Here is a 21327-nt window from a genome sequence, read left to right as displayed (position 1 = left end):
ATGTTCACGTTATCCGATTTTCAGGATGAGATCGAGCAGCAAATATTTCATAATCGAAATAAGAGCTTCTTTTATGAAACGAACGGACATCTTGTACTAACTCCTTCTGATGAAACGATGGAAATGTTAAGAAAAAGAGCTCCTGAGCTTTCAGATTTCATCAAATCTGTTAAATTAGATGGCACTTATAAACAGTTAATTAAGGATGTTTCTGTTAAAACAGTTAAGTCATTTATTGAGGCGAATCAGTATCTGAATTTTAGTCAAGATGATCAGAAGAAGCTACATGAAATGTATCGTGATTTATTTGATCAAGTCTATGATATTGCTAATCAACTAGAGATCTCGACAGAAGAACTTGAGCTATTATTTGCTGCTCATTATCAGAATTTGCAGAGCTATCTAGTTAAATCTAACGGCACCGCAATATTTGAAAAATATAAAGAGAGATCCGATCTGTTGGATATCAAATGTGCTGAATACACTCCTGAATTCCAAATGTCCTTATTAGAACTAGATTTTGACACAATTGTGCAACCCGTACTAGATATAGGATGCGGTTCACAAGCTAGCATGGTTCACTTCCTCAGAGAGAATGAAATAGATGCATGTGGAATGGATCGAAATGTAAATGATACTGATTTTTTAATTCAGGTAAATTGGCTTGATTATACGTTCACACCGGATACGTGGGGCACTATTGTTTCTCATATGGCATTCTCTAATCATTTCATGCATCATCATATGAAAGAGGATGGTAATTTTGAGAATTATGCTTTGAAATACATGGAAATCTTAAAAGCTTTAAAAGTAGGTGGAGCCTTTATTTATTCGCCGGGTCTCAACTTCATAGAAGAGCCTTTATCAAACAATCATGCTTATGATGTAGAAACGAATGAGCTTTTTACTAAAGTAATTCGAATACGGTGAAGTAGGGAAGTAAATCTTTAAACATTAGACCAGTGCGTTGGTCGAGTAAGCAAGGGTGGTATCTTTGTATTGGTATCACCTATCGCAGCATTGAGCTGAAATTGGGTGAGAAAGATACTATCTGTGAGGTCCGCACCGCTGATATTAGTATCTCTAAAATCAGCCCCAATGAGGTCCGTAGCTCTTAGATCTGCACCTCTAAGATCCGCAGCAATGAGATAAGCCCCTCTCAAATTGGCGCCTCTTAGGTCAGCACCTCGGAGTTTAGCGCCGAAGAGGTCAGCACCACGTTCGAATGTTTTTCGTTGTCCTGGACGGCTCTTTAGCTTAAGAAGGGCTTCTGCCCGAACAAATTCACTTGTCTTTAGCAGTAGCGAATTTACATGTCCTCGATGCGCATCCACATCCAGCAGTAAGAGCGCTTCGGGGCTAAGGAAAGTAAGGCGTTCTGTTTCATTGAACATGGAGCGAAGCTCATCGTGAATTGAACTTGCTGGCTGTACAGTGAGTGCTTCGTTTATATACCAGAGTAATTCATGGAGTTGTCGCATGATGGGAAATACTTCGAACATTTGCTTCGCGGATCTTGGAGATTCTAGCCAGTCTTCTCCACCGTAGGTGATCTGGGCAACCTTTTGCCCAGCGCCAAAGCAGTCATACACCGTGCAACCTCGGAATCCTTGCTCCCTGAGTGAAGTGTGAATACCGCAACGGAAATCAGATTGTAAATTGCGGCAGGGTTGTCCGGCGTCTTTATCCATTGCGAAGTCCACCGAGGCTGCGAAGGGCAGTGCAGCACAGCATAAGCCGAAGCAATTCTCACAGTCTGCACGTAGACTAAGGTGACTCATATCAAATGGAGATTTTGAACTTTTATTTATATCAGGCAAAGTAATGGCTCCCTTAGTGTCATATTCTTACAGAATATGACTGCTTATTTATTCTGTCAATCGTGGATTAGATGAAAAATATCGTACATTAAAGGTGCACATGTAACACTCAAAAATAAGGCTAGAGAATCAGATATTTTCTGATCTCTAGCCTTTTCTTATTCATGTTGAGACTACCCATTGGCTCGATGCTCGGAACATCGGATCGAATGGTACGGAAATACGCACCGGAAGCGGGTAGGGATCTTTGATCGTCTGCAAAAGAGTCTTAGCCGCAATAACACCAATCTCGAACGTTGGAATATGGATCGTGGATAAAGGAGGGATCGTATACTGTGAAGGTTCATTATCATCGAATCCTATAATCGCAAAATCCTGCGGAATGCGGTAACCCTTCTCAGAGATTGCACGCATAGCAGCCATCGCCATGATGTCACTTGCCGCAAAAACTGCTGTGGGCAAAGCAGAAGCATTCGCATCTAAATAGGCTAGCATGCCTTCATATGCTTGGTTTGGTTCCCAATTGGCATCCATAACAAGTGCCGGATCAAACATGATTTCAGCTCTTTGTAGTGCCAGCTTGTAACCTCTGAAACGCTTCTCTCTTTCAAAATGTCCGGACAAGCCCGTGCCGCCGATAAACAGAATTTTGCGATGTCCCTGCTCAATGAGATGAGTTACAGCAGATTCGGCTGCGTTGAGCCGGTCGTACGATATATTGGATATACTCTGGTCTGAGACGTCGATTCCTACAAGAGTAGGGACATGCTTTTTAATAAAACTATAGCTCTTTGCGTCAATTCCTTCGATTAGAATGATGCCTGCGACTTTATTCGCTTGCACGGCCTGTTTCAGTAGTTCAGGCTTTTTGAGATCTTGCTGCGTATAGGTATAAGCCATTGTATAGCCGTGCTTAGCGAGTTCTTGGTCAATGCCATCTAAAATAACGGAAAAGTACGGATGATAGTGACGGTTTTGCAGTGTGGACACGATACAACCGACACTTCTTAATGTGTCTGGTTGCTCCACGACCTTATTTTTATGTTTATATCCAAGCTTGGTTGCCGTATCCCAAATTCGTTGTTTCGTATCCGTGTTCACGGAACGGTTGGCTTCGTTAGCCAGAACCCGAGACACAGTGGAGACAGAGACGCCAACAACATCAGCAATATCTTTAAGTGTGGGCATTTGTATAACCGCCTTTTAACCAAATGTGTAAATGTTGCCGCAAATCTTAGGTCTAATGTTAATGCATTGGGTCCAAGAGGTCAATTGCAAATTTTGCGCATATATAAAATAAATATTGCAATATTTGCGGCAAAAATATAAAAAAATAAGGTTGACATTGCAAATTTATGGACATACAATTTTGCTATAAAAAGCATTTTAAAGGGATAAGAGTAATCTTACAAAAAGGGGACATCCACATGACAAAAATATCGATTATAGGTGCGGGAAGTGCTTTCACGAATGAAATTGTCATAGATATTTTGAATATCACTGATTTGAATGAAGGTGTAATCGCCCTTGTTGATTTGGATGAGAAGAGACTTGGAATTGCACGCAAACTCGTGCAAAAGCTTATAGGAGAAACCGGCAAGAAGTGGCGCGTTATTGCATCGACTAACCGCAGGGAAGTGATTAGCGATTCTCAATTTGTCATTAATCAAATTGAGGTTGGCGGTCTTGCCAACGTGAAATATGAATTTGAAATCCCTTTGAAATACGGAGTAAACCAATGTATTGGAGATACACTAGGTCCTGGCGGATTGTTCAAAACGCTTCGTACACTCCCGAGTTGGATTGAAATTGTCAGAGATATCGAAGATTTGGCTCCGAATGCTACGATCTTAAACTATACGAACCCAATGTCAGTGGTAACCTTGCTTACTTCTCGCATTACGGATCTTCCTGTAGTGGGTTTATGTCATTCTATTCAGCATTCTTCCCGTCAACTAGCTGAATATGCGAACGTTCCTTATGAAGAGTTGAAGTGGAGAGCAGGTGGTATCAACCACATGTCATGGTTCACTGAGCTTTCCCACAACGGTAAAGATCTATATCCAATATTGAAGGAGAACATTAAAGACCCTGAATTCCTGAAGAAAGATCCTGTTCGTTTCGATGCCATGAAATATCTTGGTGCATTTGTATCGGAATCCAGCGGACATTTCTCTGAATACATCCCATACTACCGGAAAAGACAAGATCTAATTGATCAGCATTGTAATAGTGGTTATAACGGAGCAACTGGGTTTTATGCCAACAACTGGCCAAGATGGAGACAAGAAAATGATGAGAAAATTCTAAAACAAATTTCTGGTGAAGTTCCGATAAATATGCAAAGAGGTATGGAATACGCGCCAATCATTATCGAATCCATGGTTAAAAATGAAACTCGGGTTATTCATGGAAATGTACCTAACCATGGTTTAATTGGCAATTTGCCTAAGAATGGCGTTGTTGAAGTTGCTTGTCTAGTAAATCAAAATGGTATCACTCCAACACCGTTTGGTAATCTTCCAGAGCACTTGGCTGCTTTATGTCGTAGCAACATGTCGTTCTTCGAACTCGTGGTTTCTTCTGTACTGGAGAACGACAAAGAGAAGGCGATGCATGCTCTGATGATAGATCCATTGACTTCTGCTGTATGTTCACTAGCTGAGATTAAAGATATGTTCGATGAACTGTTCGAAGCAGAACGCGAATATATTCCTAACATGAAATAAGGGAGGTATGATGCTGTGCGCGTTGTCGTTATTGGTGAACTCAATGTGGATGTAATTCTATCTGGTGGGGATCTTATGCCCGAGTGGAATCGAGAGAAATTGATTGACTCTTTTGACATTGTTCTCGGATCATCATCGGCAATTACCGCATGCGCTTTGGCAAGTATCGGAGCGAAGGTGGAATTTGTCAGTATTGTTGGTGATGATGATTTCGGTAGATTATGTATCCGCGAATTGAAACGAATGAACGTGAACACCGACGAAATCAAGCTGGACACGCAGCTTAAGACAGGCGTAACCTTGTCGTTCTCTACGCCAAATGATCGCGGACTTCTTACATATATGGGAACGATTCCTCTACTACGTCCGGAAGCTTTACCGATGGAGAAGCTGATCGCAGCAGATCATGTTCATTTTGGTTCCTTCTATTTACAGGAGGGTATGCGGGATCATTGGGAAACATTGTTTGAGCAGCTCCGTGAACAAGGGGTCAGTACGTCTTTTGATACAGGTTGGGATGTGCATGGCCTGTGGTATCGGGAGAAGATTGATAGATTAATGGCTCACACGGATCTTTTTATCCCAAGCGAGGAAGAAATTACTCATATTTACGGAGTGGAGTTGCTTAATGAGGTTAAAGCGTTATTGCCTGAGAAATTTAATATTCTTGCCGTGAAATGCGGAAGCCTTGGGGCTGCATTATACGCTCCAGGGAAAGAGCCGAAGCATGTTCATTCTTTTAAAGTAACTCCAGTGGACACAACGGGTGCTGGTGATGCTTTTAATGCAGGATTGATCTATGCTTATCTATCCGGTTTGCGGGATGAGGATATGATCAAGTTCGCCAATGCATGTGGAGCGATTTCTACTCAAGGTGTAGGGGGGACAGGGTCGCTACCCACAATGGAATCGATCCAAGCTTTGATGGAAAAGGGACAGAATTAGGTTCTTCTTAACGATTGAACCGAACTTTAGTAGAAATAAGCAAGTTTCACAGCACATGTTCTGATGTCGTTGTGCTATGTATTCATGCAGGTTATACTTCAATTATGATAGCGTCTTCATTCTTTCATTTAAACAAAATCAGAAATGACCAAGGCGCGAATAAAGTTAATGTTTTATTAGTCAGAAGCGATTCTAGTAAAAATGAACATACTCGGATGCTTCAATAAATTTAAAGATTGGATGTAATGATGCGATGATTACGACAGTGACACTTAATGCGGCTATTGATAAAACCTACTATTTAACAAGTCTACCTAAAGGTCATGTATCACGGATGGATCGTCTTCATGCGGCTCCAGGTGGTAAGGGAATTAATGTGGCTAAAGTCGTGTCTCAACTGGGTATGGCTGTAACGGCCACAGGTTTCGTAGGGGGTATGAATGGGGAATGGATTAAGCAGCAGCTTAGTGCGATGGGGGTTTCTCATGATTTCGTCGTTGTCGAAGGTGAATCTCGTTTGTGTCTGAATATGTTAGATGCAGAAGATCAATCTTCGACTGAAATTTTGGAGCCAGGACCTTCGGTAGAGGCTGAATCACTTGAACTCATGAAGCTAAAGATTATGGAGCTTGCGGCCAAATCAGAAGTTGTATGCTTCAGTGGAAGTCTTCCCGTTGGCGTACCGAAGGATTATTATGTGTCCTTAATTGAGATTGCCAAACAGGCTGGTGCTTATGTCATTTTGGATACGAGTGGAGAGGCACTTCGGCTTGGTCTTGAAGCTAAACCGAATATGATTAAGCCTAATGAAGAAGAAGTCGCTGCTCTGCTTGGAATTGAAGTGCAGGATGAATCTGCACTGCGTGCTGCGATGCTAAAGCTGGAGCAGAAGTATGAGATGGACCGCCTCATTGTGTCCTTAGGTGGTGCGGGTTCGCTAACCTTGTATCAAGGTCGGTTTTACCGAGCGACTTGCCCTCCGGTTCAAGTTATAAATACAGTTGGATGTGGCGACTCTTTCGTCGCTGGTACTGCATTAGCTATTGCTCAACAACTTGAAGTTCAAGAGTGCCTGCGAATATCCGCATCTGCTGGAACTGCGAATGCAATGACAGAGCAGGCTGGTAGTATTAATATCGATGCTTATGAACAGCTTCGACAAGAAGTAAAGGTTACTCAAGACTGAGCGGGAGTTCTTTTCGTTTGCGATATGAAATATTGGGTCATCATTAGGGCCGAATGCCTAGCATCTGGCCCTTTTATGATGTCATTGCGCAGGATTTCCATAGCCCTATGCTGAACAGTATCTAGAAGCAAATATGAAAGAGAAGGTGAAGGTAGTGACACAAGCGATTATATTTGATTTTGACGGATTGATGGTAGATACGGAGACCCCCGCTTATCATGCTTTCTGCCAAGTTTATGCCGAATACGGCCAAGAGCTGCCCTTGCTAACTTATGCCAAGTGCGTGGAACATCTTTTGATGTATTTAATCCATATACACATTTAGTTGAGTTACTAGATCATAAGGTGGAAACTGAGCTCATTCGAACTAAAGTGGATGTGATCTTCAAGGAAATGCTTCAAGCTGCAACACCAAGACCCGGAGTTGAGCAGTATTTAAAATCAGCCACAGCGATGAATTTGAAAATCGGACTTGCATCGAGTTCATTTTATGAATGGATCGAGCCTTATTTAATCAAATTTGACCTACGTCATTACTTTGATGCAATCTGTACTGCTGATGTAGTTAGTGAGGTTAAGCCGAATCCAGAACTATATTTGCTTTGTGCGGAAAAGCTAGGGGTCGATCCTGCTGATGCGATCGCATTTGAAGATTCGATAAACGGCTCTAAGGCTGCTTTTGCAGCAGGTATGCCTTGCGTAATTGTTCCTAACGAAATGACGAAGCACTATACATTTCTGGAGTATAGCTTAATGATTCCTAGCATGACTGATATGGCGCTTGCGGATGTTATAACTAGCATTTCGAGGTAATCGAGAATGAAAATGTATAAACTTTAAATATCTCTAGCATATCAGCGTGAAAAGGTTTTGAAAAAAGAAAGGTTTTCGCTTTCTACCAATTGACGTAGATGAGAACCGCATATATGATAGGAAATAATAAACAGTTCCTGCTGCGGGGCTCTCTTTTTTTATACATATACTTTAGCGCAGTTGAACGGAAAAGTGTTGATAAGGTAACACGACATTGCGATATGAACTTAGAAGAAGCTGAATTTAGAGAGGGGTAATTTTTTTGAAAAAGAAAATGTTGTTATCTGTTGTAATGTCTGCGTTACTCGTGACTGCAGCAGGCTGTGGTAATGCAAAAGATACATCGGGTTCAGGTGGAACAAGCGATAAAGGCGGCGATACAGAGAAGAAATCGTATAAAATCGCCATTTCACAAATCGTGGAGCATCCATCGCTCGATGCCATTCGAGAAGGATTTCTTGCAGCACTTAAAGATGCTGGAATATCAGAAGCGGATAACAATCTTAGAGTAGACACGAACAACGCTCAAGGCGATCAGGCCAACAACATATCCATTGCTCAGAAGATGGCTGCAGATAATAATGATCTTATTTTAGCTATAGCGACTCCATCTGCTCAAGCTATCGTTAAACAAGAAAAAGAAACCCCTATCCTGTTTGCAGGTGTAACCGATCCGCTAAATGCAAAACTGGTATCAAATTTGGAAAAACCCGGTGGTAACGTATCAGGGGTTGCGGATATGAACCCGAAGGCCGTTACTGATTTAATGGGTTTCATTGCTGAGAATTTTCCAAATGTGAAGAAGCTGGGTCTCGTCCTGAATACAGGTGAATCCAATGCTGTATTGATGGCGAGTAAGGCTGAAGAAGCATTAAAACCACATGGTATCACGCTTGTAAAAGCGGCCGTTACAAATACTTCTGAAATTAAGCAAGCTACAGAATCTCTTGTCGGTCGAGTAGACGCATTGTATATCACGCTTGATAACATAGTAGTTAGTGGAGCGGATACGATTATACAAGTTGCTAATGCTAAACATATTCCATTCTTCTCGAGTGACCGTGATACGGTGGAGAAGGGAGCTTTTGCAACAGTCGGATTTAAATATTATGATCACGGTTATCAGGCAGGTAAAATGGCAGTAGAAGTTCTTAAAGATGGTAAAAATCTTGGTGATATGGAAGTGAAAATGCAGGAGAAGCTGGATCTGATTCTTAATCTGAAGGCTGCGAAAGCCCAAGGTATTACAGTTACGGATGCTATGAAAGAAAAGGTTCAAGATAAAGACAACGACATTATTGAATAAGCCATACATTCGGGAGTGGCCGAGATCCTTCGACCACTCTTTTCATTATTGAAGGGGGTTACATCGTGCTTGAATCATTATACGGAGCAATACAGCAGGGTCTGCTCTATTCTTTAATGGCCCTCGGAGTCTATATTACGTATCGAATTCTTGATTTCCCAGATCTGACGGTTGATGGTAGCTTCGCGACAGGAGGAGCTATTTCAGCCATCATGATTTCCCATGGCTATAATCCATGGATCGTTAGCTTAACTGCTTTTGGCGGAGGACTCGCAGCAGGATTATGTACAGGACTCCTGCATACTAAAGGGAAAATTAATGGACTATTGTCTGGAATCCTGATGATGATCGCTTTGTATTCAATTAACATGCGTATATTGATGGGGAGGCCCAACATTGCCTTAATGGATGAGAATACGATATTCACTTCCGTTCATCCGATGGTTATCATGCCCATTGTCGTAATCGTGGTACTGTTACTTATGAACTTGTTTATGCGTACAGATGTGGGATTAGCTTTGAGAGCTACCGGTGATAACGCACGAATGATTCGCAGCTTCGGTGCAAATACCGATAACACAAAGATTATTGGTGTGAGTTTGTCCAACGGCTTGGTTGCTTTATCGGGTGCGTTAATTGCTCAACAGACTGGATTCGCCGATATTTCAATGGGAATCGGAATGATCGTAGTCGGTCTGGCTTCCGTAATCATTGGAGAAGCCATATTCGGGGCTCGGAATGTCATTCATACGACCATATCCGTAGTGCTTGGAGCAATTGTCTATCGGATGGTCGTAGCCGTCGCACTTCGAGTGGAGTGGTTGGATACGTCTGATCTAAAGATTATTACCGCTTTAATCGTTATTATTGCTCTTGTGCTGCCATCTGTAGGGCGCTCAGTGAAGCAAAAGAAGCTGGCAAAGAAACGTTCAGAGGAATTATCCAATAACATCCATAAGCATGCTGTCGGAGGTGATTTCTGATGCTTGAAATTCAGCATGTTACCAAATTGTTTAATCCAGGTACTGCAGATGAAAAAATAGCACTGAATCATATTAACCTTAAGCTAAATCCAGGTGATTTCGTAACGGTTATTGGCAGTAATGGCGCAGGTAAATCAACGCTAATGAATTTAATTTCCGGCGTTATGAAGCCCGATGCAGGTGGAGTAAGTATTAATGGTGAGGTTATCAGTCATCTGCCTGAATTCCGTCGTAGTCGCTGGGTAGGTCGCGTATTCCAAGATCCAATGGCTGGAACTGCTCCAAACATGACGATTGAGGAGAATCTTGCCATGGCTTATGCCAGAGGTAAGACCCGCGGTCTAAAATTTAGTATCAAGCAAAGTAGACGTGTGATGTTTCGTGAACAGCTTCAACGCTTAGGCATAGGACTAGAAGATCGTTTACGTGCGAAAGTTGGTACGTTATCAGGAGGGGAGCGTCAAGCGTTAAGCCTCCTGATGGCGACGTTTACACAGCCACAAATTCTACTGTTGGACGAACATACTGCAGCACTTGATCCAGCAAGAGCTGAATTAATAACCCGTCTGACTGAAAATATTGTGAGAGATTTGAAACTGACGACCCTTATGGTAACACATAATATGGATCAAGCCATACGACTTGGTAACCGATTAATTATGATGGATCAAGGTCGAATCGTTCTTGATATTGATGAGGAGCGTAAGCAGAATCTGACTGTAGAACGACTACTCTTCGAATTCGAACAGATTAGTGGTCACAAACTTGCGGATGACCGAATTGTGCTAGGTTAATAAGGAACGAACCGAATAGATAATTCACTGTAGCTAGACCCAATAACCTTTCCCTATGAATAGGGGAAGGTTATTTATGTATAAAGGGGCTCCCACTTCATATTTTAATGGTATAATAGTTAGTAGTTTCAAATCCATTTTTTTCTAAATAGACCTTATTATTTAATGATTGGAGGTTTCGCGCATCATCGATTCTAAACAAACTGTTTTCAAAGAAATGCTGAAACAATTAGATTTAACTGCGATTGTTTATAACTCAACGGTTTGGTGGTCTAATTAATCAGAAATTAAATAAACTCTTCGAAGTACTAAATAATCAGTTTGAGCATTGCTTGAATACGATTCCTTGGAAAGTTCAAGATTTCTCAGTTACTACATATGAGTAGCAGCGACGGAATATACATAAACAAATTGAGCAGTATGGTTATTTTGACACAAGTTGTCACAGATTTATGATTATCTCGGAATGATCGGCTGCTTATAAGTAATCTACTTTATATAACAGTTGAAATAAATAGTTACTAGACTTAAAATGTTTCAATGAGCCTTTTATTATATAGTTAATAACTTTGTTTCGATAGAGAGAAATTAGTAGGACGGAGGGTGTCGTTTTGCCGGGGAAATTGAAATTAAATATACGCTCGAAAATCACACTCGGATACATACTCATCCTGGTATGTGTCGGTGTATTTCTTCTGGTTGTCTCAAGCCGAGTGGCTTCTTTACAGAAAGAAACAGATTTCTTAAGTAAACATGATATTGAAGTGCATGATTTAGCCCATAATGTGGAGAAATACTTGCTGGATATGGAGACAGGTCAGCGAGGTTATGTCATTACGGGGGATCCAAGTTATCTTGAGCCCTATAATAATGGTAGTACGCAGTGGGAAGTGGATTACAACAAACTGTATAATCTGATTTCTGACAATCCGGATCAGCAGAAGAATCTTAACAATATTAAAATGAATATTATGAAGTGGATTGATATCGCAGGTAAGCCATCGATCGATATGAAGAAGAATAAGCGAGAAGATGAAGTACTTAACTTTTTCAAGAATGATCTTGGTAAGCCTGAAATGGATGCGATGCGCAATAAGTTCACTTCTTTTCTAAATACGGAGAAGACACTAACGAATGAACGAATTGCTAATCTAGCATCAAGTAATGAACGTTTAATTATAACAATCTATATTCTCTGGGCCATCGTTGCACTAGTATCAATTGCCGTCGCGATTGTGATCTCAAGAAATATCGTAACAACGATTAAGGATGTAACAGGCACGATCAAAGATATCGCTGCTGGCGGTAATCTAAATCGACGAATTCAGATACGAACTCGAGATGAGATTGCAGACTTAGGTCGTGGAATGAATGAACTTCTGGAAGTAATGGAGCAGCAAAGCGAGATGAAAGATCAAATTGCTGAAGTTTCCACACTTGTGCAGAACGAATCTAATCTTAAGTCTCTCAGTGAGGTCTTCGTAAACAAATCGGCATTCCTTCTCAATGTTCCGTATAGTGTGCTGTACACGGTAAAAGATAATGAATTGGTTAAAATGGCCTCTTATGCAGGGGATAAAGATAACAATGCTGGTAAGTCTGTTATTGCATGGGGTGAAGGACTTGTAGGTCAAAGCGCAGCAGATCAGAAGATAATTGCGCTCGAACAAGTACCTGCTCAGTATGTCCAAATATCGTCAGGGCTAGGTAGTACGCCACCATCGTATATTTTAGTTGCGCCAATCATATTTGAAGGTCTAACACTGGCAGTACTTGAAATTGCAGCTCTTCAGAAGTTAAGTGACCATCATATGGAAATGCTTAAACAAATGCTAGATAACACTGGTGTGACCATGCATAGCGTAATAAATCGAATGGAAATCCAGCGTCTGTATATGGAATCACAATCAATGAATGAAGAACTACAGGCTCAGTCAGAAGAGTTACAAGTACAGACAGAGGAACTGCAAGTTCAATCTGAAGAACTGCATATGCAAACAGATGAATTAATGACCTTGAACGATAAGCTTGAGGTTCAGAAGAATAGTGCTGAGTCAGCGGCTGCGGAGATGGAGAAATATGCCGAACAGGTCAAGACGAGTTCGAATTATAAATCTGAATTTCTGGCAAATATGTCGCATGAGCTTCGAACACCGCTTAACAGCATGCTGATCCTCTCGCAAATATTATCGGAGAACAAGAGCGGCAACTTGCTGGAAGAAGAGGTTAAATATGCGTCAGTTATTCATTCATCAGGGACTGATTTGTTACATTTGATCAACGACATCTTAGATTTGTCTAAGGTGGAGGCGGGCAAAGTTCAATTGGAAATTGCGCCTGTTAATATGACGGAGCTACCCGATGTCTTGTATCGTTTGTTTGAAAAGACTGCGGAATCCAAATCACTTCATTTCACTATCGACATTGCTCCGAATGTATCGGACATTATTTACAGTGATGAACTTAGACTACATCAAATTCTAAGGAATTTATTATCCAATGCCTTTAAGTTTACAGAGCGTGGACACGTCAATTTAAGCGTATATATACAGGACTCCGTAATTACATCTATAGAACCTACTTCAAACCAAACACTTGTCTTTGCAGTACAAGATACAGGAGTAGGTATTCCAGAGCATCAACAGGAGTTAATCTTTGAAGCATTTAAACAGGCTGATGGAGCGACTGCACGTAAGTTTGGTGGTACAGGACTTGGATTGTCGATTTCACTTCAGTTTGCCCAGTTACTTGGTGGGGATTTGGTCGTTGAGAGTCAGGAAGGCGAAGGAAGTACGTTCAGACTCCAGATACCATATCAGGTAGAGCATATTGATGAGTCGCCTCTCATGATGACCCTGCCGGAGGTATCCAAGGTAGCTTCTTTAGACACGGAGCCTCTAACTAGAAGTGCATGGAGCTCGGACCCAACGGTCTATCAACAAGAAGAAGGTCAGTATATTATGGAAGAGTCTAAATTATTTGACGGAAAGAAAGTCTTGGTCGTCGATGATGATATCCGTAATGTATACGCTCTTGCCAATGCCTTGGAGAAATACAATATGAAAGTGTTAACAGCGCAAAATGGTTACGAGTGTTTGGATATGTTGCAGGCTGAGCAAGATATCGATATTGTTCTTATGGATATCATGATGCCCGAAATGGATGGTTATCAGACCATGCGTAACATTCGTACGACACTCGAATTAAATGATCTGCCTATATTGGCGCTTACCGCGAAAGCGATGAAGGAAGACAAAGATAAATGTCTGGCCGCTGGAGCTTCGGATTATTTGAGTAAACCTTTAAATATTAGTGAAGTTATATCACGTATGAAAATATGGTTAACGAAGGTTGAAGTTAGCTAATCGTAGCCAAATTGAACAATAACGGTATAGTAAGAACGATTGTTCCTAACCTTTTAAAAGGATAGGGCAATCGTTCTTTTTATATGAAAAATGTCGCTACGACAGCATATTTTTTGACCTTTTAGTCAAGTGTAACTATACTAATGTTAGAAGCATGTGAAGGAGTTTTTTCGAAATGGATGAGCGTGAACTACTAGTATTGGGATTATTAATGGCTCAGAGCCAGCATGGATATCAAATTAATGATTTTATTGAACGAAATTTAGGGCAAGTTTCCGATATGAAAAAAGCAACGGCTTACTCGATTTTGAAGCGTTTAGATAAAGCAGGTTATGTGGATGTCAGTGTAGAGCAGGAAGCAATCGGCCGCCAAGACAAATGTATTCCATTACGGGTACGGGACAAGAAAAATTCTTTGAGCTACTTCGTAACTCGTTAGTACATGTTGAGAATGTGACCCCTACTGGCGATATTGGACTTATGTTTATCGATCATCTCCCCAAGGAAGTTGTCTGTGACCTATTAGAGATGAAACTGAAGAAGATACAAGTCATGTTACACACCTATTCTCTTATACCAGATCATGGTAAGGGAAGTGGTGTGAATTTATCCTTTCGGCACCGGATTGCACTGCTTAAGTGTGATCATGATTGGTTGGAACAGACCATTCTAGAATTACGTAATCAATAAGATGAATATGAATGTTAGTTAAGCCGCGCTGTGCGCGGCTTTTTTGTTTTTTAAAGAATAAATTGTATATTTTCCCTTTAAGAAACCAGACTAAAGATGCTGGAGAGGAGGAGACATGTATGAAGGTAGATGAAAAGGAAGCAGGAGAACTCTCCTTGTCGTACATATTGAAGGAATTTGATCGCTGCGCAGATTTGATTCATCGTAATTTCCCTGTGATCCAGGCGGATATAGTCTACTTCTATTATCTAATTAATCAAGATGAATTCGAGCGAGACGTCGTCACTCCCTTTACTAATATTCAGGCAGAAGATGAACTGGAAGCAATACTCCAAAGCTCTCTTTACGTTCGGTTAGAGGACAGCAAAACGATGGTAAATGGCGTTCTCGAAGGCGGAGTAGCTATCTTTTGCCAAACGGGTTCTTATTTAATTAATCTGTATGGTCCGGAAACTAGAGCAATCCAGCAATCTGAAACTGAGACCGTAATTATTGGGCCACATGATGCATTTACAGAGTCCGCTTCAACTAATTTGTCGCTTCTAAGACGCAAACTTAAAAGCTCCCATCTGAAGGTCGTGAAGTTGACTGTAGGTGAGGTTGGCAAGACAGATGTATATGTTCTCTACATCGATGGCATTGTCAATATGGATTATGTGGATCAGATGATCGATAGGATTAAGAGCATAGAAATTGATGTGATTATTGATACGAATATGTTAGTGCAGCATATTGATGATTTCCCAAATTCAATTTTCCCGCTTTTCTTAACGACAGAAAGACCAGACCTTGCCGTGTCAAAACTGGCTGCGGGCAGAATTATTACGGTTATGGATGAAAGCCCGTCTGTAATCTCATCGCCCACTTCATTTTTCGAATTTTTCATTTCGCCTGATGATTATTATCAGCGCTGGATTATAGGTACTGCGACAAGGCTTTTGAGGTATATTGCATTTGTGGTGACGATCTCCTTCACAGCTATTTATGTTTCGGTTCTGACGTACCATTATGAGATGATTCCAGAGAATCTAATATATACTTTGATCGAATCACGGAGTAGAGTACCGTTTCCTCCTGTGTTTGAAGCTCTCCTTATGGAGGTGACAATTGAGCTATTGCGAGAAGCGGGAGCCAGACTCCCCACTAAGATCGGCCAAACCATTGGAATCGTTGGTGGGATCGTTATTGGTCAGGCTGCTGTACAGGCAGGGCTGACAAGTAACATTTTAATTATTTCCGTAGCATTGTCAGCCATAGCTTCCTTCGTTATTCCGAGTTATGTAATGAGCGCGTCGATTCGGTTTGCTCGCTTTTTCCTCATTATTCTTGCAGGCATTTGGGGTAACTTTGGTCTAATGATGGGTATTGCTGTGATTGTCATTCACCTGTCGAAACTTACAAGTCTTGGGACATCTTACGTTACGTCCATAGCACCAATGTATCCTGGAGACTGGAGAGATATATTTGTTAGAGGCCCTTTTTGGATGCTTAAGAAGAGACCCTCTCAATCGAGCTCCCCTAATCCGATACGTAATAAAATGAAAAAATAAAGGGTGTCTTCATTAATGAAAGAACGATTGTACCCAAGGCATATAGCAATCATGCTTCACATGGCTCAAACGGGCGTGATTGCATTTAGTCTAGCAAGGCTGGCAGCGAATTATTACGGCACCAATGGATGGATTTCCATATTGATTCTGGGTGCAGTTGCGACATTTAATATCTTTCTGATATCAATCGTTAATCGCATGGGGGAAGGACAGTCCATATTTACCATTCTTGAACGTTCAATACCTCGGTGGATATTGATGCCGATGTATGTTCTGATGATGGCCTTTTTAGCCATGCTTGGCTCTGTAATAGGTAAATTCTACATTTTTTTGTTTCAGCTTATTGCATTCCCAACCGCTTCTTCGCTTATTCTAAATATAGCCTTTGATGTACTCATATTTTTGCTGCTTATTAAAGGCATATACAATATAGGAAAGGCAGCTACAATTTTCTTCTGCCTACTTATTTGGATGATATGGCTTTTATTTGTATTCTCAGGTGATTTCGAATTTGTTCGCTTAACTCCTTTTTTGTTTAAGGGTGGTGAGCATATGCTTGTCGGTTCTGTTCACATGTATTCAGCTTTTGTAGGCTATGAGTTATCCTTGTTTCTAATTCCCTATGTAGATCGGCGAAAGAAATGGATGAAATCAGTGTATATAGCCAATGCCATGACAGTAACTATTTATGTTACTTACGTATTGCTCAGTTTCGGTTTTTTTAGCTAGATCAATTGAAACATACGATGTTTCCTGCGCTAAACATGTTAGCTTATGTTCAGCTTCCCATTATCGAAAGATTAGAAAATTTGTTATTTAGTTTTTTTCTTTTCCCATCGATCATTACATGCACGCTCTACATGTGGTCTGCAAGAGAATCTTTATTACAGATTATACCAAGAGCGAATTCGAGACTACTTGCCGTATTGATTATTTTCGCTTCGTTTATGATTTCTACGATCCCCGACACATTTATGAAAATAGGAGATTGGCTAACGTTTATGACTTATTGTCAAATTATTTTTGCTTTTGGACTGCCTCTTTTGTTGATCATTTTACTAATATTCCAGAAATCGAAGGGAGGTAAATCCCTTGTGTAATATAGTAAAAGGTTGTTTATTTACACTAATCTTAATTATTGTTTGTAGCGGTTGTGCAAAGAATCAACGAGTATTAGAGAAATTGGGTATGGATCATACCATTGGCTATGATCAATTACAAGGTAAACTGCTTGTTACGGCAACTCTACCCAATCCCAAAAGTATAAACGAAGGTAACGATGAAATATTGACGAGTACAGCTAAAACAAGTAAGGAAGCTAAAATTAACATTGCTAGAGAGTCAAGTCGTAGCATTGTGACAGGTCAGTTGAGGAATACGATGTACAGTGAGGAAATAGCCCGTAGTGGACTTAAAGACTTGATTCAGAATCTAGCTAGGGATCCGTCCATTTCACCACGTGTTAAAATAACTTTAGTAGCAGGTTCTGTACATGATTTATTAACTAGCAGTTATCCGGGTCATCCGGAGACAAGCCAATATGTGGATCATATGCTGAATAAAAACTTGAAGAATCAGAATATACCGTTAGTTAACCTGCATCAATTCACTAGGGATTTACTTGATGATGGTATTGATCCTGTGGCCCCTATTATTAAGAAAGCAGGAGACAATGTGATCATCGATGGAATTGCATTGTTCAAGGATGATAAATATATTGTACGATTAGATCCCAAATATAATTTAATTTTTGCAATGACACGAGGTAATTTCAAGCAAGGAGAGTTATTTGTTGAGCTACAAGAGGATCAGAAAACTAGCTCAGTGATGCTCGGTACCTTAAGCAGCAGACATAAATTTCATGTTCATCAGGATAACAAAGGTTCTTGGATGGTGGATCTCCATCTTTACCTTAAAGGCTCTATTCAAGAATACACGGGCACACAAATTCTTACGAACAACATCGATATCGAACAATTGGCGAAACAGATTAGTCATTCCATTCAAGCATCGGTTAACAGAATGGTCAGTACGATGCAGACAAATGGCGTAGACAGTATAGGTATTGGTAAACATATTCGAAATCATATGAATTATAAGGAGTGGAATGCTCTAAAATGGAGTGAAGTATATCCTAAAGTTAAGTTGAATTGTATCGTGCATACCAAGATTAAGGAATACGGACAAATTCAACAACTTCCAGACACAAGTAAATAAAGCATCTATGATGGAACCTAGGTAAAGGTATCCTAACATAGGTGCTTTATTATTTTGTGTAGATGTCTAATTCATGACATGATTCAATCTAGTCGGAGTGGAACCCATATCATGAATCCTAATGGATCAATTGGCTTTCTTTTGCTTCTTAACGAGTCCGGCAGACAAACGGTTAATGGGTTTTTTTAGAGCGAGTCCCACCAATAATGTGACTACAACAAAAATGCACATCATGAGTAGATCACTTGTTACAATATCAGGAATGGTTCCACCAACCGCTTCACGCATCATGCTGATGCCATAGGTGAAGGGCAGGAACGGGTGGATGGCTTGAAAGAAGGCCGGTGTGGTCTGAATTGGAAATGTTCCACCTGAGCCTGCAAGCTGTAAGACAAGCAGCACAATAGCGAGAGCTTTACCGACATTCCCAAATACAGAAACGAGAGTATACACCATAAGCATAAATACAGCACTGTTGACTAGACCCAATAGAATAAATAAGCCCTTATTTACTACATAAGCTTTGAGAATAAAAATATCACCTGATGTAACCAATGCAGACTGAAGAAGGGCTAGTGTCAAAAAGGTGAGGAATCGTCCGAAATAAACTTGGTAACTTCGGTACGTATGGTCTTCCGTATGAACCTCTGTAGTTATAAGGGAAACCAATAACGTCGCACCTACCCATAGAGAAAGGGTGGAGAAAAAGGGCGACATAGCCGAACCGTAATTTGGTATGGGATAGAGCTGATTCTCCTTCAAAATTACGGGTTCTGCGAAAAATTGGCTCTCTAGCTCAAAGTTATTTTTGAGAAGATCAATCACTTCTTGTAGACTACCTTCGGATTGAAATTCGCGCATTCGTTTGGCTAATGCTGTGATTTTAGCCTCTACTTCGAGTAGTTCTTTTTTGATTTCATTTACACCCTTGCTGCCAACGGTAAGTCCTTTAGAGGCATCACTTAATACTTTTTTTACATCTGGTAGGCTTTGTACAGCATGATTTAGTACGGTTTGAGCTTTCTTAGCCGTTTGCTCAGCTTTTTGAATGCCGCTTATAATCGCAGGCTGAATTTCTCCATCATACCGGTTTAAGATATCAGTAAGAATGTCCGAAGCTTCACCTGAAACTTGGTTAAGTTTGTCGATAAGATCTTGGGCAGGCTGCTCGCCATTCTTAATCGCAACATTGATATTGTTTACAAGAGATAGCTGCTGAGTGAGCTTGTCTCTAAATTGTTTTAGTTTCGTAGGTACGAAGCCAATGCGGTCCCCGGTTATTTTGTTTAGGCGTTCAAACCACGGAATTAAGGTCTCTTGTACTTTGATGCCTTGGGTTATACGTTTGGATACATGGTCTAGCGTACTAGTAACGACGTCAGGGTTTATATTTGAATCTTGGAGCACAGCGGTGAGCTGCTGCCCGGCGTTTGCCGTTTGCTGAAGTAATAACAAGTCCTGTTTTACTTTAGGGCTGATGTCTTGCGCAGTCGTGGATGCTTTAGAGAGAAACGTATCCAAATCGCTCGCAAAACCTTTACCGTTGTTGGCAATATCGGTAATTAAAGGTAAGTTTTTCTGAACTTTGTCTACAAGCTGATCTGTTTTGTGAATATCCTCCAAAGCAACATTTACGGCATGATTTAGCTCGGGAAAATTCTTTTCTAATTTGAAAACAAGCGTTTTGACCTTTTCGATTGTGGGAAGCTGATTTTGCAGCTCAATGCCCAAATCATTGAATATTTTAAAGATGGTACCGTTCGCAGTTTTGATAAAATTTTTGCTGACTTCCGAAATAATGCCACTTGCTCCGGAAGAAGTGATTTTCGGCGAGACAGCGTTAATCTTTTCATTTACATAGTATAAAATTTCCGCTTTACTGGGATTGTCCGAGAGTGCGGTAGCAATGGTGGCAGAGAAATTAGCTGGTATCACAATGGTTGCGTAATAATCCCCATGCTTTACTCCATTCATGGCCTTTTCTTTATTTACAAATTGCCAACCAAGCTTTTCATTATCTTTCAGAGAACTAATGATTTCTTTGCCCAGATTAAGTGGTGTTCCTCGAAGTGTAGTACCTTTATCTTCATTCGCGACGGCAATAGCTATGCCGCTTGTGTTGCCATACGGATCCCAAGAGGCCTTAATATTAAACCAGGCATACAAGGAAGGCAAAGCAACGAGACCAAGTATGATGATTAAGGCGGCCCAATTTGTTGTTATGTTTTTAATGTCCCGTGCAAATATGGTCGCAATATGCTTCATTCTCAACTCGCCTACCTTACCTTAGAACATTATTTTTGATTAGTATTGCATAGGAATCGTGGTGCCATACGCAAGATGGGAAACCAAGTGTAATCTTACCACTTCATTCGTTGACGCAGAGAAGTTAAATGTGCGACATGATGCTTACCGTGCCAAGCATATAAACCCAAATGTATGTCGAGACGTGTGTCACCATTTACCGGATGACGGTAAGAACGATTCCACTGCTCTTCCTTCAGTTGTTCTAAAAGGTAAACATAACGAAGATGTAACGCTTCAAGTAGTGTTAAGGAGATCTCGATCTCTGGTTCGGATCCATCTGGTAGCATGGCCCATAAAGCTTCTTCATAGGGCTTAATTAAAGGACTATCCTCCGTTAAGGCTAGCTTGAGGCGGATAAAGCTGTTCATATGACTATCAGCCACGTGGTGAACGACCTGACGCATCGACCAGCCTTCTGGTCGATAAGGAGTATCAAGTTGGGCTTGGCTCAGGTTCATGACTGCTAGTGATAATTGTTTGGGTAATGCACGCATCTCTTCAATCCATATTCTGCGTATTTCAAGAGTCACTACTGCAGGGGAATCGAATTGCCCTATAGGATATTTTAATGATTCGATCATTCGGACCCATCTCCCTTATGTTATATTTGTTAACAACCATT

Annotated in this window: 20 protein-coding genes; 16 read left to right on the top strand and 4 right to left on the bottom strand. The window is 40.8% G+C overall.

Translation table 11 applies throughout. The features are described 5' to 3' along the window. A complete protein-coding gene (locus tag JCM16418_RS08405) occupies window positions 1–930 on the top strand; it encodes a hypothetical protein (protein WP_036647595.1) in 930 nt (309 codons plus the stop codon). Between the two features lie 17 nt (window positions 931–947). On the opposite strand, the gene JCM16418_RS08400 is transcribed toward JCM16418_RS08405, so the two are convergent. Together JCM16418_RS08400 and JCM16418_RS08395 are read right to left on the bottom strand one after the other, a co-directional pair. Next, window positions 948–1781, bottom strand: coding sequence for a pentapeptide repeat-containing protein (locus JCM16418_RS08400; RefSeq protein WP_052020157.1), 834 nt, complete (start codon window positions 1779–1781; stop codon window positions 948–950). Window positions 1782–1982: 201 nt separating this feature from the next. Beyond that, window positions 1983–3008 (bottom strand): LacI family DNA-binding transcriptional regulator, encoded by a 1026-nt coding sequence (locus JCM16418_RS08395; protein ID WP_036647591.1) that lies wholly within the window; start codon window positions 3006–3008, stop codon window positions 1983–1985. A gap of 239 nt (window positions 3009–3247) precedes the next feature. On the opposite strand from JCM16418_RS08395, the gene melA reads away from it, so the two are divergent. The 15 genes from melA to JCM16418_RS08335 all read left to right on the top strand — a co-directional run bounded on the left by melA (window position 3248) and on the right by JCM16418_RS08335 (window position 18398). Continuing rightward, window positions 3248–4549 carry an alpha-galactosidase gene (gene melA, locus JCM16418_RS08390; protein ID WP_036647589.1) on the top strand — a complete coding sequence of 434 codons (1302 nt, stop codon included), beginning with the start codon at window positions 3248–3250 and terminating at the stop codon, window positions 4547–4549. 15 nt (window positions 4550–4564) lie between these two features. Beyond that, the gene (locus JCM16418_RS08385; RefSeq protein WP_036647587.1) at window positions 4565–5494 is read left to right on the top strand and encodes a carbohydrate kinase family protein; all 930 of its coding nucleotides are present in this window, start codon (window positions 4565–4567) and stop codon (window positions 5492–5494) included. Between the two features lie 253 nt (window positions 5495–5747). Continuing rightward, window positions 5748–6680, top strand: coding sequence for a 1-phosphofructokinase (pfkB, locus tag JCM16418_RS08380; RefSeq protein WP_036647585.1), 933 nt, complete (start codon window positions 5748–5750; stop codon window positions 6678–6680). A 133-nt stretch (window positions 6681–6813) separates the two neighbouring features. Next, window positions 6814–7005 (top strand): HAD hydrolase-like protein, encoded by a 192-nt coding sequence (locus tag JCM16418_RS26865; RefSeq protein WP_373280694.1) that lies wholly within the window; start codon window positions 6814–6816, stop codon window positions 7003–7005. Beyond that, window positions 6960–7493: an HAD-IA family hydrolase gene (locus tag JCM16418_RS08375; protein WP_158442420.1), complete on the top strand. Its 534-nt coding sequence runs from the start codon at window positions 6960–6962 to the stop codon at window positions 7491–7493. Before JCM16418_RS26865 ends, JCM16418_RS08375 begins: the two co-directional genes overlap by 46 nt. 262 nt (window positions 7494–7755) lie before the next feature. Then, window positions 7756–8799, top strand: a complete 1044-nt coding sequence (locus tag JCM16418_RS08370) for an ABC transporter substrate-binding protein (RefSeq protein ID WP_036647583.1) — start codon at window positions 7756–7758, stop codon at window positions 8797–8799. Window positions 8800–8864: 65 nt separating this feature from the next. Beyond that, window positions 8865–9782, top strand: coding sequence for an ABC transporter permease (locus tag JCM16418_RS08365; protein WP_036647581.1), 918 nt, complete (start codon window positions 8865–8867; stop codon window positions 9780–9782). Then, complete coding sequence (locus JCM16418_RS08360) at window positions 9782–10576, top strand: ABC transporter ATP-binding protein (protein ID WP_036647579.1); 795 nt, start codon at window positions 9782–9784, stop codon at window positions 10574–10576. The genes JCM16418_RS08365 and JCM16418_RS08360 overlap by 1 nt, the downstream gene beginning before the upstream one ends. Before the next feature lie 611 nt (window positions 10577–11187). Then, entirely contained in the window at window positions 11188–13941 is a 2754-nt protein-coding gene (locus JCM16418_RS08355; protein ID WP_036647576.1) for a CHASE3 domain-containing protein, read from the top strand. 175 nt (window positions 13942–14116) lie between these two features. Next, window positions 14117–14380 (top strand): PadR family transcriptional regulator, encoded by a 264-nt coding sequence (locus JCM16418_RS25730; RefSeq protein ID WP_242403757.1) that lies wholly within the window; start codon window positions 14117–14119, stop codon window positions 14378–14380. Beyond that, window positions 14320–14631, top strand: a complete 312-nt coding sequence (locus JCM16418_RS25725) for a hypothetical protein (RefSeq protein ID WP_242403756.1) — start codon at window positions 14320–14322, stop codon at window positions 14629–14631. Before JCM16418_RS25730 ends, JCM16418_RS25725 begins: the two co-directional genes overlap by 61 nt. 119 nt (window positions 14632–14750) lie before the next feature. After that, window positions 14751–16181: a spore germination protein gene (locus JCM16418_RS08345; protein ID WP_036647574.1), complete on the top strand. Its 1431-nt coding sequence runs from the start codon at window positions 14751–14753 to the stop codon at window positions 16179–16181. 15 nt (window positions 16182–16196) lie between these two features. After that, window positions 16197–16910 carry a GerAB/ArcD/ProY family transporter gene (locus JCM16418_RS26330; protein WP_052020136.1) on the top strand — a complete coding sequence of 238 codons (714 nt, stop codon included), beginning with the start codon at window positions 16197–16199 and terminating at the stop codon, window positions 16908–16910. A 5-nt stretch (window positions 16911–16915) separates the two neighbouring features. Further along, a complete protein-coding gene (locus JCM16418_RS26860; RefSeq protein WP_148298765.1) occupies window positions 16916–17281 on the top strand; it encodes a GerAB/ArcD/ProY family transporter in 366 nt (121 codons plus the stop codon). Then, window positions 17274–18398 (top strand): Ger(x)C family spore germination protein, encoded by a 1125-nt coding sequence (locus JCM16418_RS08335; RefSeq protein WP_036647570.1) that lies wholly within the window; start codon window positions 17274–17276, stop codon window positions 18396–18398. The genes JCM16418_RS26860 and JCM16418_RS08335 overlap by 8 nt, the downstream gene beginning before the upstream one ends. 126 nt (window positions 18399–18524) lie before the next feature. Here JCM16418_RS08335 and JCM16418_RS08330 read toward each other — a convergent pair whose 3' ends face one another. Both JCM16418_RS08330 and JCM16418_RS08325 read right to left on the bottom strand, forming a co-directional pair. Beyond that, on the bottom strand, window positions 18525–20663 hold the full coding sequence (locus JCM16418_RS08330) for a YhgE/Pip domain-containing protein (protein ID WP_036647566.1): 2139 nt from the start codon (window positions 20661–20663) through the stop codon (window positions 18525–18527). Window positions 20664–20758: 95 nt separating this feature from the next. Continuing rightward, window positions 20759–21283 (bottom strand): YfiT family bacillithiol transferase, encoded by a 525-nt coding sequence (locus tag JCM16418_RS08325; protein WP_172679218.1) that lies wholly within the window; start codon window positions 21281–21283, stop codon window positions 20759–20761. Between the last annotated feature and the right edge of the window lie 44 nt (window positions 21284–21327).

The sequence above is a fragment of the Paenibacillus pini JCM 16418 genome, from assembly GCF_000576305.1.
Classification (GTDB): Bacteria; Bacillota; Bacilli; order Paenibacillales; family Paenibacillaceae; genus Paenibacillus_AQ; species Paenibacillus_AQ pini.
This window is presented reverse-complemented; position numbering and strand designations above follow the sequence as displayed.

Bases quoted from the DNA above. Each gene is read 5' to 3' on its own strand.
- JCM16418_RS25725 (WP_242403756.1), top strand. From the start codon at position 14,320: ATGTATTCCATTACGGGTACGGGACAAGAAAAATTCTTTGAGCTACTT.
- JCM16418_RS08330 (WP_036647566.1), bottom strand. From the start codon at position 20,663: ATGAAGCATATTGCGACCATATTTGCACGGGACATTAAAAACATAACA.
- JCM16418_RS25730 (WP_242403757.1), top strand. From the start codon at position 14,117: ATGGATGAGCGTGAACTACTAGTATTGGGATTATTAATGGCTCAGAGC.
- JCM16418_RS26330 (WP_052020136.1), top strand. From the start codon at position 16,197: ATGAAAGAACGATTGTACCCAAGGCATATAGCAATCATGCTTCACATG.
- pfkB (WP_036647585.1), top strand. From the start codon at position 5,748: ATGATTACGACAGTGACACTTAATGCGGCTATTGATAAAACCTACTAT.
- JCM16418_RS08345 (WP_036647574.1), top strand. From the start codon at position 14,751: ATGAAGGTAGATGAAAAGGAAGCAGGAGAACTCTCCTTGTCGTACATA.
- JCM16418_RS26865 (WP_373280694.1), top strand. From the start codon at position 6,814: ATGAAAGAGAAGGTGAAGGTAGTGACACAAGCGATTATATTTGATTTT.
- JCM16418_RS08405 (WP_036647595.1), top strand. From the start codon at position 1: ATGTTCACGTTATCCGATTTTCAGGATGAGATCGAGCAGCAAATATTT.
- JCM16418_RS08400 (WP_052020157.1), bottom strand. From the start codon at position 1,781: ATGAGTCACCTTAGTCTACGTGCAGACTGTGAGAATTGCTTCGGCTTA.
- melA (WP_036647589.1), top strand. From the start codon at position 3,248: ATGACAAAAATATCGATTATAGGTGCGGGAAGTGCTTTCACGAATGAA.
- JCM16418_RS08360 (WP_036647579.1), top strand. From the start codon at position 9,782: ATGCTTGAAATTCAGCATGTTACCAAATTGTTTAATCCAGGTACTGCA.
- JCM16418_RS08395 (WP_036647591.1), bottom strand. From the start codon at position 3,008: ATGCCCACACTTAAAGATATTGCTGATGTTGTTGGCGTCTCTGTCTCC.